Source organism: Micromonospora yangpuensis, from assembly GCF_900091615.1.
Taxonomy (GTDB): domain Bacteria; phylum Actinomycetota; class Actinomycetes; order Mycobacteriales; family Micromonosporaceae; genus Micromonospora; species Micromonospora yangpuensis.
Genome location: NZ_FMIA01000002.1, coordinates 5,494,173 through 5,508,534, shown reverse-complemented (window position 1 = coordinate 5,508,534; position 14,362 = coordinate 5,494,173). Strand labels below are relative to the sequence as shown.

The 14,362-nt window shown below is 72.6% G+C and carries 12 protein-coding genes; 8 read left to right on the top strand and 4 right to left on the bottom strand.

All coding sequences use genetic code 11. The features are described from left to right. The first annotated feature begins 14 nt into the window (after positions 1 to 14). From GA0070617_RS24800 to GA0070617_RS24790, 3 genes are all read left to right on the top strand, one after another. On the top strand, positions 15 to 3,506 hold the full coding sequence (locus tag GA0070617_RS24800; protein ID WP_091443404.1) for an ATP-dependent helicase: 3,492 nt from the start codon (positions 15 to 17) through the stop codon (positions 3,504 to 3,506). Positions 3,507 to 3,716: 210 nt separating this feature from the next. Continuing rightward, complete coding sequence (locus tag GA0070617_RS24795) at positions 3,717 to 3,920, top strand: cold-shock protein (RefSeq protein ID WP_091443400.1); 204 nt, start codon at positions 3,717 to 3,719, stop codon at positions 3,918 to 3,920. Positions 3,921 to 4,131: 211 nt separating this feature from the next. Then, positions 4,132 to 5,436: a DEAD/DEAH box helicase gene (locus tag GA0070617_RS24790; protein WP_091443397.1), complete on the top strand. Its 1,305-nt coding sequence runs from the start codon at positions 4,132 to 4,134 to the stop codon at positions 5,434 to 5,436. 73 nt (positions 5,437 to 5,509) lie between these two features. Here GA0070617_RS24790 and GA0070617_RS24785 read toward each other — a convergent pair whose 3' ends face one another. Genes GA0070617_RS24785 through GA0070617_RS24770 form a run of 4 tightly spaced genes read right to left on the bottom strand, consistent with a single transcriptional unit; the run spans position 5,510 to position 8,816 of the window. Further along, positions 5,510 to 6,436: an ABC transporter permease gene (locus GA0070617_RS24785; RefSeq protein WP_091443393.1), complete on the bottom strand. Its 927-nt coding sequence runs from the start codon at positions 6,434 to 6,436 to the stop codon at positions 5,510 to 5,512. After that, positions 6,426 to 7,220, bottom strand: coding sequence for an ABC transporter ATP-binding protein (locus GA0070617_RS24780; protein ID WP_373868447.1), 795 nt, complete (start codon positions 7,218 to 7,220; stop codon positions 6,426 to 6,428). Before GA0070617_RS24780 ends, GA0070617_RS24785 begins: the two co-directional genes overlap by 11 nt. Beyond that, positions 7,217 to 8,311 carry an ABC transporter substrate-binding protein gene (locus GA0070617_RS24775; RefSeq protein WP_091443390.1) on the bottom strand — a complete coding sequence of 365 codons (1,095 nt, stop codon included), beginning with the start codon at positions 8,309 to 8,311 and terminating at the stop codon, positions 7,217 to 7,219. The genes GA0070617_RS24780 and GA0070617_RS24775 overlap by 4 nt, the downstream gene beginning before the upstream one ends. A gap of 52 nt (positions 8,312 to 8,363) precedes the next feature. Continuing rightward, entirely contained in the window at positions 8,364 to 8,816 is a 453-nt protein-coding gene (locus GA0070617_RS24770; RefSeq protein WP_091443387.1) for an RrF2 family transcriptional regulator, read from the bottom strand. Between the two features lie 274 nt (positions 8,817 to 9,090). On the opposite strand from GA0070617_RS24770, the gene GA0070617_RS24765 reads away from it, so the two are divergent. The 5 genes from GA0070617_RS24765 to GA0070617_RS30800 all read left to right on the top strand — a co-directional run bounded on the left by GA0070617_RS24765 (position 9,091) and on the right by GA0070617_RS30800 (position 14,314). Continuing rightward, positions 9,091 to 10,383, top strand: coding sequence for a M16 family metallopeptidase (locus tag GA0070617_RS24765; protein ID WP_091443383.1), 1,293 nt, complete (start codon positions 9,091 to 9,093; stop codon positions 10,381 to 10,383). Beyond that, entirely contained in the window at positions 10,380 to 11,714 is a 1,335-nt protein-coding gene (locus GA0070617_RS24760; protein ID WP_091443380.1) for a M16 family metallopeptidase, read from the top strand. The genes GA0070617_RS24765 and GA0070617_RS24760 overlap by 4 nt, the downstream gene beginning before the upstream one ends. Next, a complete protein-coding gene (gene nudC, locus GA0070617_RS24755) occupies positions 11,711 to 12,724 on the top strand; it encodes an NAD(+) diphosphatase (RefSeq protein WP_091443377.1) in 1,014 nt (337 codons plus the stop codon). Before GA0070617_RS24760 ends, nudC begins: the two co-directional genes overlap by 4 nt. A gap of 131 nt (positions 12,725 to 12,855) precedes the next feature. Further along, the gene (locus tag GA0070617_RS30140) at positions 12,856 to 14,139 is read left to right on the top strand and encodes a hypothetical protein (RefSeq protein ID WP_139135754.1); all 1,284 of its coding nucleotides are present in this window, start codon (positions 12,856 to 12,858) and stop codon (positions 14,137 to 14,139) included. Between the two features lie 19 nt (positions 14,140 to 14,158). After that, complete coding sequence (locus GA0070617_RS30800; RefSeq protein ID WP_175440650.1) at positions 14,159 to 14,314, top strand: hypothetical protein; 156 nt, start codon at positions 14,159 to 14,161, stop codon at positions 14,312 to 14,314. Positions 14,315 to 14,362 lie beyond the last annotated feature (48 nt).

Here is a 14,362-nt window from a genome sequence, read left to right as displayed (position 1 = left end):
GCTGAGGCCCCCCGGTGACGCAGCCCGCGCTCTTCCCCGCCGCCCCGGCACCGGCGCCCCGGTCGGCCGACGCCGGTCCCCGGTACACCCCGGTCGAGCTGGCGAAGCTGCTCCGGCTGCCGGCACCGACCCGGGAACAGGCGGCGATCATCGCCGCGCCGGTGCAACCGCTGCTGGTGGTCGCGGGCGCCGGGTCGGGCAAGACCGAGACGATGGCCGCCCGGGTGGTCTGGCTGGTGGCCAACTCGTACGTCCGGCCCGAGCACGTCCTCGGGCTCACCTTCACCCGTAAGGCCGCCGGTGAGCTGGGGCACCGGGTGCGTACCCGGTTGGACCAGCTGGTCCGGCGGCTGGGCCGGCGCAGCCGGGACCCGCTCGACGATCCGTTCGCCGGTGAGCCGACCGTGTCGACGTACCACTCGTACGCCGCCCGGATCGTCACCGAGCACGGCCTGCGCGCCGGGTACGAGCCGGCCACCCGGCTGCTCACCGAGGCGTCCCGTTGGCAGTTGGTGGACCTGCTGGTGCGCAACTACGACGGGGACATGTCCGAGGTGGAGCGGATGCCGAGCACCATCACCGACGCGGTGTTGGCGCTCGCCGGCGAGTTGGACGAGCACCTGGTGGACCCGGACACCCTGGCCGCCTGGACCGGCCGGTTCTTCGCCGAGGTGCAGTCGCGTCCGGGGCGGATCTACGCCGACGTGCGCCGGGCGTTGGCCCGTCAGCAGACCCGGCTGCGGCTGCTGCCGCTGGTGCGGGCGTACGCCCGACGCAAGGACGACTTCGAGGCGATGGACTTCGCCGACCAGTTGGCCCGGGCGGCCCGGGTGGCCCGGGACCATCCCGGGGTGGGTGAGATCGAGCGGGACCGGTTCCGGGTGGTGCTGCTGGACGAGTACCAGGACACCAGCCATGCGCAGGTGGTCCTGCTGCACTCGCTCTTCGGTGGTGGCCATCCGGTGACCGCGGTGGGTGACCCGTGCCAGTCCATCTACGGCTGGCGGGGGGCGAGCGCGGGCACCCTGGACCGGTTCCCCGGCGACTTCGTCGACTCGGTGGGCGTACCGGCGCGGGTGTTGGGCCTGACCACGAGCTGGCGTAACCGGCCGGAGATCCTCTCGGTGGCCAACGCCCTGGCCACGCCGCTGCGGGCGGCCGGGGCCCGGGTGCCCGAGCTGCGGGCGGCGATGAGCGTGGCCGAGCCGGTCGCGCACCGCAGTCCGCGTGGTGCCGCCGGGGGCACGCTGCACTGCGCGCTGCTGCCCACCTACGTCGACGAGGCCGCCTGGATCGCCGACAGCGTGCTCGCGGCCTGGCGGGGTGCGGCCCGGCAACCGGACGCGTCGCCGGAACACATTCCGGTGGAGCGGCGGCCGACCACGGCCGTGCTGGTCCGGCTGCGTAGCCAGATCCCGGCCATCGAGGCGGCCCTACGGGACCGGGGGCTGCCGGTCGAGGTGGTCGGGTTGGGCGGGCTGCTGGACACCCCGGAGGTCCGGGACGTGGTGTGCACGCTGCGGGTGCTGGCCGACCCGACCGACGGTGCCGCGCTGCTGCGGCTGCTGACCGGGGCCCGTTGGCGGATCGGGCCACGGGACCTGGTGGCGCTGCACCGGCGGGCCCGGACCCTGGCCACCGCCCGGCAGCAGCTGACCGGCGCCGACGATCCGGAGATCACCGTCGACCGGTTGGACGAGGCGACGCTCGTCGAGGCGCTGGCCGACCTGGGGCCGGCGCAGGCGTACTCGGCGGAGGGGTTCGCGCGGCTGCGCGCGTACTCCCGGGAGCTGGCGTTGTTGCGGTACCGGATGGACCAGAGCCTGCCGGAGCTGATCGCGGACGTCGAGCGGACTATCGGCCTGGACGTGGAGGTCGCGGTCCGGGCCGGTCGGGACGGCACCGGCGACGCCGGGCTGGCCCGGGGCCACCTGGACGCGCTCGGTGACACCGCGGCCCGGTTCAGCGGCGAGACCCCGGGCGCGACGCTCGCCGGTTTCCTGGCCTTCCTCACCGCCGCCGAGGACTCCGAGCGGGGGCTGACCCCCGGCGAGGTGGAGGTGGTGGAGGGCGCGGTGCAGATCCTCACCGCACACGCCGCCAAGGGCCTGGAGTGGGACGTGGTGGCGGTGGCCGGGCTGACCCGGGGCGGCTGGCCGGGGGTGGTCCGCAACTCCGACCACTGGCTCGGTGGGCTGGGGGTGCTGCCGTTCCCGTTGCGCGGGGACGCCGACGGCCTGCCGGAGTTCTCCCTGGACGACGCGGAGGACCAACGTGGGGTGGCCCGGGCCTTTGCCGACTTCACCGACGCCTGGCGGGCCCACGACGAGCGGGAGGAGCGCCGGCTGGCGTACGTCGCGGTGACCCGGCCGCGCCGGCTGCTGCTCTGTTCCGGGTACTGGTGGGGGGAGCAGACGAAGCGTCCCCGGGGCCCGTCGGTGTTCCTCCGTGAGGTGCACGACGCCTGCCTGGCCGGCGGGGCCGGCTTCCTGGTCGACGAGTGGGCGCCGGAGCCGGCGGGTGACGCGGTCAACCCGACCACGGAGGTGGTGCTGCGCGCCGAGTGGCCGGCCGATCCGTTGGGTGGGCGGCGGCCGGCGTTGACCGAGGCCGCCGCGCTGGTCCGGCGCTTCCTGACCGACCCGGCCGGTCCGCCCGGTGACCCCGTCGGCGCTGGTGGCCCACCCGACGGCGACGCGGCACCGGGCGGCGCGGCACCGGGCGGCGCGGCACCGGGCGACGCGGCACCGGGCGACGCGGCACCGGGCGGCGACGCGCCGGCCGGTGGTGACGATCCGGAGGTGGCCCGGTGGCGGTGGGAGGCCGACCTGCTGCTGGCCGAGCGGGCCGAGTTGCTCCGGCGGGCGGCGGCGGTCGAGGTGGTCCTGCCCGAGCAGCTGTCGGTGACCCAGTTGGTGGCCCTGCGGCGGGACCCGGAGGCGCTGGCCCGCACGTTGCGCCGGCCGATGCCCAGCGCGCCCAACCCGTACGCCCGGCGGGGGACCGCCTTCCACACCTGGTTGGAGCAGCGGTTCGGCGCGGACCGGCTGCTCGACCTGGACGAGCTGCCCGGTGCCGCCGACGCCGAGGCCGCGCCGGACGAGGCCCTGGTGGAGTTGCAGGAGCGCTTCCTGGCCAGCGAGTGGGCCGACCGGGTGCCGATCGAGGTGGAGGTGCCCTTCGCCACCGTCGTCGCCGGTGTGGTGGTCCGGGGGCGGATGGACGCGGTCTTCGCCCGGCCGGGTGGGCGCTTCGACGTGGTCGACTGGAAGACCGGGCGGCAGCCCACCGGCGACGACGCGCAGGCCGCCGCGGTGCAGTTGGCCGTCTACCGGCTGGCCTGGGCGGAGCTGGCCGGCGTCCCGGTCGAGCAGGTGGGTGCGGCGTTCCACCACGTCCGGGACGGGGTCACCGTGCGCCCGGCCGACCTGCTGGACGCCGCCGGTCTGACCGCGTTGATCACCGCGCTGCCGGAAATCTCGGCGGGGGGGCTGCATGTTGGCTGATCCGTGTTAGGCTGTGCGGGTTGCAGTTTTGGTTACCAGAGACTCTGTGTGCGCCTGGCGGATTGTGGCCCAGGCGCATTTTGTCGTGTCCGGAGTTCTCCGGGCGGGGCGACCAGCAGCGACGTGCGACCCGCGCAGCGATGCGCGGGACGCTCCCACTCGGCCCGCAACAGTTGCGGGTGAGCACGTTCCGTCAAGGAGACGAAACACATGGCAATTGGTACCGTCAAGTGGTTCAACGCTGACAAGGGCTTCGGCTTCATCACCCCGGACGGCGGCGGAGCCGACGTCTTCGCCCACTTCTCGGCCATCCAGACTTCTGGCTACCGGAGCCTGGACGAGAACCAGCGCGTCGAGTTCGAGGTGACCCAGGGCCAGAAGGGCCCGCAGGCGGAGAACATCCGCCCGATCTGATTCACCGCACCACCAGCGACATCCACCACCTCCGCCAGGAGGCGGTGACGTGGCAGGTCCGCCGTGCCGCGCCCGACCGACGTCGGGCGCGGCGCGGGTGGGCCGCCCGTACCCATTCGGTTCGTGCTTGTGACCACCGGCGCCCAGGCCCCGGTGGCAGCGCCCTCCGGCGCCCTCCTCGACACGTGCCGCGTCGAGGAGAGGCTTCACCATGACCACTGTCATTCCTTCGTTCGGCACCACCGGGCTGGACCCGGCGCTGCTGACCGCCCTGACCGCGCAGGGCATCGCCGAGCCGTTCCCGATCCAGTCGGCCACCCTCCCGGACTCGCTCGCCGGCCGGGACGTGCTCGGCCGGGGTCGGACCGGCTCCGGCAAGACCCTCGCCTTCGGACTCGCGCTGCTGCACCGTACGGCCGGTCAGCGGGCCCGGCCCGGCCGCCCGCTCGCGCTGGTGCTGGTGCCGACCCGGGAGCTGGCCCAGCAGGTCACCACCGCGCTCACCCCGTACGCCCGCGCGGTCGGACTGCGTATCGCCACCGTGGTGGGCGGCCTCTCGCTGCAGCGTCAGGCGGACGCCCTGCGCGCCGGCGCCGAGGTGGTCGTGGCCACCCCCGGCCGGCTGCACGACCTGATCGACCGGGGTGACGCCCGGCTGGACCAGGTGGCGATCACCGTCCTCGACGAGGCCGACCAGATGGCCGACATGGGCTTCCTGCCGCAGGTCACCAAGCTGCTGGAGCAGGTCGCCCGGGGCGGGCAGCGGATGCTCTTCTCGGCCACCCTGGACCGGGGCGTGGACCGGCTGGTCCGCCGGTACCTGTCGAACCCGGTCACCCACTCGGTCGACCCGGGCACCGCCACGGTGACCGCGATGGCCCACCACGTGCTGCACGTCGACGCGGTGGACAAGCCCGCCGCGCTCACCCAGATCGCCGCCCGCGAGGGGCGGACCATCCTGTTCATGGGCACCAAGCACCGCGCCGACCGGGTGGCCCGGCAGTTGCTGTCCAAGGGGGTACGCGCCGCCGCGCTGCACGGTGGCAAGTCGCAGCCGCAGCGCACCCGGATCCTGGAGCAGTTCCGCAACGGGCAGGTGACCGCGTTGGTCGCCACCGACGTGGCGGCCCGGGGCATCCACGTGGACGGCCTCGACCTGGTGGTCAACGTCGACCCGCCGACCGAGGCCAAGGACTACCTGCACCGGGGCGGCCGGACCGCCCGGGCCGGCGAGTCCGGCACCGTGGTCACCCTGGTCCTGCCCGAGCAGCGCCGGGACGTCTCCAAGCTGATGAGCGTCGCCGGCATCAAGCCGCACTCCACCCAGGTACGCCCCGGTGACGAGGCGCTGGCCCGGGTGACCGGCGCCCGGGAGCCCTCCGGTGTGCCGGTGACCATCGTCGCCCCGCCGGCCACCCCGGCCCGTGCCGCGACCGGTGCGGGTGCCGGTGCGGGACGTACCTCGCACCGGGCCTCCGGCCGGTCCCGGCGTCCGCGCCGCCCGCGTACCGCCTGAGCCGCACCTGCTGACAGTCGACGCCCGCCACCGCCGTTCTCCGGCGGTGGCGGGCGTCGTTTCCGCTGCTGGGTCAGGACTGCTGGAGCCCCCACCGGCGGCGTAGCGCGTTGTCGGCGGCGTTGAACAGGATGTCCACCAGGATGCCGAGCACCAGCACGATGATGATCCAGGAGAGCAGCCGGGGCGCGTTGTTGAACTCCCGCGCGCCCTGCATCAGCGAGCCGATGGAACCCTGCCCGGCCACGATCACCAGCAGTTCGCCGGCCATCAGGCTGCGCCAGGCGAACGCCCAGCCCTGCTTGAGTCCGGAGATGAACGACGGCAGCGAGGCGGGCAGGATCAGGAACCGGTAGAGCGACAGGCCGCGCATGCCGAGCACCTTGCCGACCCGCAACCAGGTGGGCGGCACGTAGTCGATCCCGCCGATCAGCCCGTTGGCGATCGACGGTGCCGCGCCGATCACCACCACGAAGAGGATCGCGGTCTCGCTGATCTGGAACAGCAGGATCGCGAACGGGAACCAGATGATCGACGGCATGGTCTGCAGGCCGGTGATCAGCGAGCCGATCGCGGCGCGCAGCGGCCGGAACCGGGCCACCGCCGCGCCGATCACCGTACCGATGACCACCGCCAGCAGGAAGCCGGTGAGCGCCCGCTGGGCGGTGATCGCCAGCGCGGTGGGGAAGTCCGGGCTGACCACCAGCTCCCGCAGGTCGGTGAGGACGGTCGCGGGGGAGGGCAGGGCGAACGGCGGTTTCCACTCGCTCAGGTACAGCAGCTGCCAGCCGGCGATCACCAGGGCGATGGCCAGCAGCTTCGGCCAGGTGTTGCGCCACGCCGCCCGGCCGAGGTCACCGGCCCGGCCGTCCTGGCGGGCCGGCCCGAGTTCCAGGGCGTCCAGGCCGGTGACCTCGTCGGCGGCGGTACGGTCCGGCCGTTCGGCACCGCCGTCCGGCGCGGTCAGCACCGGGCGGCTGGTCTTCGACTCACTGGGCATGGCGGGACACCTCCGTACGGAGCCGGTCGGTGATGGTGGCGGCGAGTCCGGCGACCTCGGTGGAGTCGATCCGACGCGGCCGGGGCTGGTCGACGCCGAACTCCTCGATGATCCGGCCGGGCCGGCTGCTGAGCAGGATCACCCGGTCGCCCAGCCGGACGGCCTCCCGCACGTTGTGGGTGACGAAGAGCACGGTCAGCGACCGTTCCCGCCAGATGCGTTCCAACTCGTCGTGCAGGATGTCGCGGGTCATCGCGTCCAGCGCGCCGAACGGCTCGTCCATCAGCAGCAGGTCGGCGTCCTGGGCCAGGGCGCGGGCCAGCGCCACCCGTTGCCGCATCCCGCCGGAAAGTTCGTGCGGTCGCTTGTGGCCGAAGCCGGTCAACCGGACGGTCTCCAGCAGCGCGGCGGCGGAGGCCCGGCGTTCCTCGCGCCCCACGCCCCGCAACCGCATCGCGATCTCCACGTTGCGGGCCACGGTCAGCCAGGGGAACAGGGCCGGCTCCTGGAACATCATCGACACCCGGTGGCCCCCGGTGTCGATGCTGCCCCCGGTGACCGGGTCGAGCCCGGCGACCAGCGAGAGCAGGGTGCTCTTGCCGCAGCCGGAGGCGCCGAGCAGACAGACGAACTCGCCAGGTCGTACGTCGAGCGAGACCCGGTCTAGGGCGAGCAGGGCGGTCCGACCCCGCCCGTAGGCCTTGGAGACGCCGTCGAGGCGGACCGGACCGGGACGCTTCCCGGACCCGGCCGCCCCGGCGACGTCTGCGTCGAGCAGACTCACGAGCTACCACCCTCGGCGCTGACCTCGGGCTTGCCGGCGGCCTTGAGGATCTCGTTGAGCGGGCCGAGCTGGTAGATGCCGTTCAGGTCGACCGGGTCGAGCAGGTCGACCTCCTCGGCGTGCTTGGCGCTGCCGTAGAGCGAGGGCGCGATCGGGTCGACGGTGAAGGTCAGGTTGGCGAACGAGGCGGTCAGGATCTCGTCCTTCAACGTGTTGCCGCTGAGCGCCTTGAGCTGCTCGTTGGCGGCCTTCGCGGCGGCCTCCCGGTTGCCGTTGACGAAGTCGACGGCGGCGACGTGCCCCTCCAGCAGCTTCTTGACCAGCCCGGGGTTCTTGTCGAGGAACTCCTTGCGCACGATCAGGTGGGTGGTGACGAACTGTCCGCCGGGCCACTCGTCCTTCTCGTCCTTGAGCACCTTGGCCCCGTGCTCGATGATCAGCCGGCTCAGGTGCGGCTCGGGCACCCAGGCGCCGTCCAGCGCGCCGCTGCCGAAGGCGGTGATGATCTCCGAGTTGGGGGTGGGCAGGACCGAGACGTCGCCGCCGCCGTTGGTGTCGGTCTTCAGGCCCTGCTGCTTGAGCCAGTACCGCAGCGCCACGTCCTGGGTGTTGCCGAGCTGCGGGGTGGCGATCTTCTTGCCGCGCAGGTCCGGTACGCCGTTGATGCCGGGCTTGACGACCAGCGCGGCCCCGCCCGAGGTGCTGCCGGCGATGATGTGCAGCGCGGTGCCCTTGGACTGCGCCCAGCCGTTGATCGCCGGGTTCGGGCCGATGTAGGTGGCGTCGATGGCCCCGTTGAACAGCGCCTCGATGGCCGACGGTCCGGCGTTGAACGGGGTGGTGCTGAGCTTGACGTCGCCGCCCAGCTTCTCGGCGAAGATGCCGTTCTGCACCCCGACCAGGGCCGGCGCGTGGGTGATGTTCGGGAAGAGGCCGAGACGCAGTTCGGTGGCCTCGCCGCCGGCGCCGCCGCCGGCCGCCTCGTCCTCGCCGCAGGCGGCCAGGACGGTGACCGCCAGCAGCGCGGCCACGGTCGCGGCGAGGGTACGGGCACCGCGTTCCCGCAGTACGCGCAGAGTTCGCGAGTTCATGCTGTCTTCTCCAAGGGTGAGGGGAGGACCCGTGATCGTGTGGGGAAAGGGATCAGGAGGCCGGCGTGCTGCGGACGGCCTCCGGGGAACCGGTCGAGGTGCCGATGTCGTCGTTGAGCAGGTCGGCGAGGCTGGTGCGGTCGACGATGTCGCCGATCGCGTGCTGCACGGCCAGCCAGACGTCCCGCAGCCGGGCGGCGGGGCCCTGGTATCGGGTGGTGTCGGCGGGCAGGCCGCGGACCACGGTGAGGACGCCGCTGACCGCGCGCAGGACGTCCCCGACGGAGATCTCGGTGGCGGGTCGGGCGAGGGCGTAGCCGCCCTCGACGCCCCGGTGGCTCAGGAGCAGGTCGGCCCGGCGCAGTTCCAGCAGGATGTCCTGCAGGAAGCTGGGCGGGATGTGCTGGTCGGCGGCGAGGGTGGCCGCCTTGACCAACTCGCCCCGGGCCGCGGTGATGGCCAGCATGGCCCGGAGCGCGTAGTCGCCGCGAGCCAGGATGTACATGTCCCGTCCTCTCTGGGTGCCGGCGGACGCGGGTCCACCGGCAGGGAAACCGGAGTTCTCCTACCTGAATGATGGGAATAGTGGAGCATGGGCGGCCGGCGGTCAACCATCCGTTCGGATGGTGGGCGGAAGCGCCCCGACCAGAACGTGCCGACCAGTACGAACACCGCGAGGGGAGACGGCACAGTCGGGATCCCGACGCGCTAGGGTCGTCACCGTGGCGGCGCAGAGATCCGGAACCAGGTCGGCAGCCAACGGCACCGGGGGGCGGCCCGTGATTCCGGCGACCCGGTACCCGGTCGAGCGGTTCACCCTCGACAACGGCCTGCGGGTGGTGTTGGCCCCGGACCGCAGTGCCCCGGTGATCGGGGTCGCGGTGGTCTACGACGTCGGCATCCGCTCCGAGCCCGAGGGGCGCAGCGGCTTCGCCCACCTCTTCGAGCACCTGATGTTCCAGGGCTCGGAGAACCTGGAGAAGCTGGCCCACTTCCGGCACGTGCAGGGCGCCGGTGGCACCTTCAACGGCACCACCCACCTGGACTACACCGACTACTACATGACCCTGCCGAGCAACGCCCTGGAACGGGCGCTGTTCCTGGAGGCCGACCGGATGCGCGGCCCCCGGCTGACCGAGGAGAACCTCCGCAACCAGGTCGACGTGGTCAAGGAGGAGATCCGGGTAAACGTGCTGAACCGGCCCTACGGCGGGTTCCCCTGGCTCACCCTGCCGCCGGTCATGTTCGACACCTTCCCCAACGCCCACGACGGGTACGGCTCCTTCACCGACCTGGAGTCGGCCACCGTCGCCGAGGCCACCGACTTCTTCCAGCGCTACTACGCAAGCGGCAACGCCGTCCTCGCGGTCAGCGGGGACCTCGACGTGGCCGAGGCCACCGGCCTGATCGAACGGCACTTCGGCGACGTGCCGGCCCGACCCGCCCCGGTCCGGCCCGACTTCGGCGAGCCGGACCTGACCGCCGAACGACGACAGTCGTACGTCGACAAGTTGGCACCGCTGCCGGCGGTCTCCGCGGCCTGGCGGGTACCGGACCCGATCGGCGACTTCGCCGGCTACCTGCCGTACGTGGTGCTGGCCGAGGTGCTCACCGACGGGGAGGCGTCCCGGCTGGTCGAGCGGCTCATCCAGCGGGACCGGACGGTCACCGGCCTGGGCGGGTACCTCGGCTTCATGGGCGACCCCTTCGACGTCCGGGACCCCACCGCGCTGCTGCTCGACGCCCACCTGCCGCCGGGCGGGGACGTGGACAAGGTGCTGCGCACCGTCGACGAGGAGCTGGACCGGCTGGCCACCGACGGGCTCACCGACTCGGAGCTGGCCCGTACCCAGGCCCGGATGGCGACCCACCTGCTGCGCGACGTCGACGCGGTGCTCGGCCGGGCGCTGCGGATGGCCGTGCTGGAGCAGCAGCGCGGCGAGCCGGGCCTGCTCAACGAGCTGCCCCGGCTGGTCGGCGAGGTCACCGAGGAGCAGGTCCGGGCCGCCGCCGCGACGCTCCGGCCACACCGCCGGGCGTCGATCGAGATCGTTCCGGGAGGTGCCAGGTGACCGCCGTCGCGACCGCCGACCGTACGCTGCCGCCGCTGCGGCCGAACCGTCGGCTCAAGCTGCCCACCCAGGCCGAACGGACGTTGCCGAACGGGCTGACCGTGATCGCGGTCCGCCGGCCGGCCGTCCCGCTGGTCGAGGTACGGCTCTGGATGCCGTTCGGGCGGCCCCACCTGGCCCGGGCGGCGCTGCTGTCGCAGACCATGCTCTCCGGCACCGACACCATGTCCAGCGTGCAGATCGCCGCCGAGCTGCAGAAGGTCGGCGGTGGGTTCTCCGCCGGGCACGACCCGGACCGGCTGATGGTCTCCGGTGCCGGCCTGGTCACCGGGCTGGACCGGATGCTGGAGATCCTCGCCGCGGTGCTCACCTCGGCGAGCTATCCGAGCGCCGAGGTGGCCACCGAACGGGACCGGCTGATCGACCGGGTGCAGGTGGCCCAGAGCCAACCCGCCCACCTGGCCCGGACCGCGTTGCTCAAGCGGATCTACGGCCGGCACCCGTACGCGGTGCAGACCCCCGAGCCGGAGCAGATCCGGGCGGTACGCCCCGCGGCGCTGCGCCGGCTGCACGCCGAACGGGTGCATCCGGCCGAGGCGGTCCTGGTGCTCGTCGGCGACGTCCAGCCGGAGCGGGTGCTCGACTCCGCCGAGCGGGCGCTCGGCGACTGGCAGGGCGCGGGCCACCGGGCCGAACTGCCGCCCGCGCCGCCCCTGGAACCGGGTCCGCTGCTGCTGGTGGACCGGCCCGACGCGGTGCAGTCGTCGCTGCGGATCGCGCTGCCGGCGGTGGGGCGCACCCACCCGGACCACGCCGCGCTGCAGCTCGCCAACCTGATCTTCGGCGGCTACTTCTCCTCCCGCTGGACGGAGAACATCCGGGAGGACAAGGGCTACACGTACGGCCCGTACTCGATGGTGGAGCACTCGGTGGCCGGTTCGGTGCTGGTCGCCGCCGCCGACGTGGCCACCGAGGTGACCGGCCCGGCGCTGCTGGAGACCACCTACGAGCTGGGCCGGCTGGCCTCGGTGCCGCCCAAGCCCGACGAGCTGGAGCAGGCCCGCCAGTACGCCCTGGGCACCCTCCAGCTCGGCATGTCCACCCAGGCCGGGCTGGCCTCGCTGACCAGCGCGTACGCCGGCAACGGGCTGCGGCTGGACTTCCTGGCCGAGCACGCGGCCCGACTCGCCAAGGCCACCGTCGACGACGTGGCCGAGGCCGGCGCCCGCTACCTGGCCCCCGCCCGGGGCGTCGTGGTGGTGCTCGGTGACGCCGCCCGGATCCGCAGCCAACTCGACGTGCTCACCCCGGTCCAGACCGCCACACCATGACCACCACCGGCGCGGGTGACTCCGGTCCGGTCGGCGCGGCCGGCGACGCCGCCGGCCCGGCCGGCGCGGGTGCGTTGTCGTGGGAGCCGCCGCCGTTGGCCCGGACCACGCTGGACCGGGCCGCGCACCGGCGTACCGACAAGCAGTGGCTCGCCGAGGCCTGGCCGCGCTCGCGGGTGCTGGTGCTCGACTCCGCCGCCGACGGTCGGGCCCTGGTCAGCGGCGACCCGCCGCAGTTGGTGCTGCTCACCCCCGACGACCTGCCTCCCACAGCGAACGGGCAGGTCAGTCCGCTCTTCCTGGGGGTCGAGCCGGACGGGGTGGCGGTATTCGCGGTGGACGCGCCGCTGCCGGACCTGGCCGGCACCCGCCCGGTCAACCTGCGCGACGTGGGTCACCTGCTCGCCGACCGGGACGCGGGGATCCTCACCACCGCCGTCGCGCTCACCAACTGGCACCTGCGACACGGGTACTCCTCGACCACCGGTCGGCCCACCGAGCCGGACGAGGCCGGCTGGTCCCGGGTCGACCCGACCGGCCGCCGGGCCTGGCCCCGCACCGATCCGGCGATGATCGTGCTGGTCCACGACGGGGTGCCCGGCCCGGCGGGACGCTGCCTGCTCGGCAACAACGCCGCCTGGCCCCGGCAGGACGGCCGGTTGCGCTTCTCCTGCCTGGCCGGCTTCGTCGAGGCGGGCGAGTCGGCCGAGGCGGCCGTGCTCCGCGAGGTCCGCGAGGAGGTCGGCGTCACCGTCGACGACATCAGGTACGCCGGCAGCCAGTCCTGGCCGTTCCCCGGCTCGCTGATGCTCGGCTTCCTGGCCCGCGCCGACGCCACCCAGCCGGTACGCGTCGACCCCACCGAGATCACCACCGCGCGCTGGTTCACCCGTGCAGAGATTGCCGCCGTGCTGGTCGACCGGCTGGTCGACGCGGGCGACGGCCGCCGGGTGACTCTGCCGATGGCCAGCTCCATCGCTCACTTCCTGATCCGGGGCTGGTTGGCGTAGTCCTCGGCCGGCACCGCTCTGTCGGTGAACGCGGCATGAGTATGTTCGGGGACCATAGTCGAGGCTCTGCTCGGTTGAACCGGGTCCGGTTGACGTACGTAGTGAGGCTGAGTCGTCTGGGATGGAGCAGCATGACTGATGAGTGGGGTCTGGCGGATTTGCCGGGGCCAGATGATCCTTTCTGGCAGTTCAGCGACCAGGATTTCCCAGCTGTAGGGTTGGGAGACGCCGCGTTCGATGAGGAGTGGCTCGAAGGAATATTTGGCCCGCAGGAAGCGGCCGTGTCCGAAGGCTCGGCGGGCCGCCACGACGAGGTGGCACTGTCGGGTCCGTCGCAGGTGCCCCGGCCCCGGCAGTACGAAGGTCGTCGCTACCCTGCCGCCCAGGAGTGGGCGGATCGTATCGTCGAATACCACACCCTCGTCAATGGTGCGCCGCCCTCCAGTAAAGGAGCGGCCCGGGCGGTCGGACACGAAGCCACCTATGACCGCCTGGCACATCTCCGGAACGGTCACACCAAGATCTCGCCGGAGGAGGCCCGAGTCCTCTCGACGTTGTCCGGCGACTGGGTTTCCGTCGTCTTTCCGGAAGGCGCAAAAGGTCGCCCTCACTACCTGCAGGCGCTGAAAGGCCGACCAGAGGTGCCTCGGCCCCGGCAGAGGCATCACCGTGGTGCCCAGGAGTGGGCGGATCGTATCGTCGATTACCACACCCTCGTCGGCGGCGCGCTACCCAACAGCCAGAGAGCGGCCCAGACGGTCGGACACGAAGCCACCTATAATCGCCTGGCAAATCTCCGGAACGGTCACACCAAGATTTCGCCCGAGGAGGCCGGAGTCCTCTCGACGTTGTCCGGCGACTGGGCTTCCGACGTCTTTCCGGAAGGCGCAGAAGGTCGCCCTCAGTATCTGCGGGCGTTGGCAGGCTTACCAGAGGTGCCTCGGCCCCAGCAGAGCCATCATCACCGTGGTGCCCGGGAGTGGGCGGATCGTATCGTCGAATACCACACCCTCGTCGGCGGCGCGCTACCCAATAGTCGGAAAGCGGCCCTGGCGGTCGGACACGAAGCCACCTATAACCACCTGGTAAATCTCCGGAACGGTAATGGCAAGATTTCGCCGGAGGAGGCCGGAGTCCTGTCGGCGTTGTCGGGCGGCTGGGCTTCGGTCGTCTTTCCGGAAGGTGTGAAAGGTCGCCCCCACTATTTGGCGATGCTGTCGGAGGCACCGTCGGGTGGCTTCACGGCGGGTGTCGGAGCGGAGTCCAGTAGCGCCTACGGCGATCCACGGGAGGTCTCCCTTCTCGCGGCCCTGACCTCACCGGGAACCTCACCACAGTTGCGGGGGCGCTCGGCGCAGTCTCCTTCCACGGCGTTCCCGACGACGCCGTCCAGGGCGTTCTCACCGCCCCGATGACGGCGACGAACCCTTCGCCGTGACGGCCGGGATCGCCACCGCGCGCTGGTTCACCCGTGCAGAGATTGCCGCCGTGCTGGTCGACCGGCTGGTCGACGCGGGCGACGGCCGCCGGGTGACTCTGCCGATGGCCAGCTCCATCGCTCACTTCCTGATCCGGGGCTGGTTGGCGTAGTCCTCGGCCGGCACCGCTCTGTCGGTGAAGGTGGCACGGGTGTGTTCG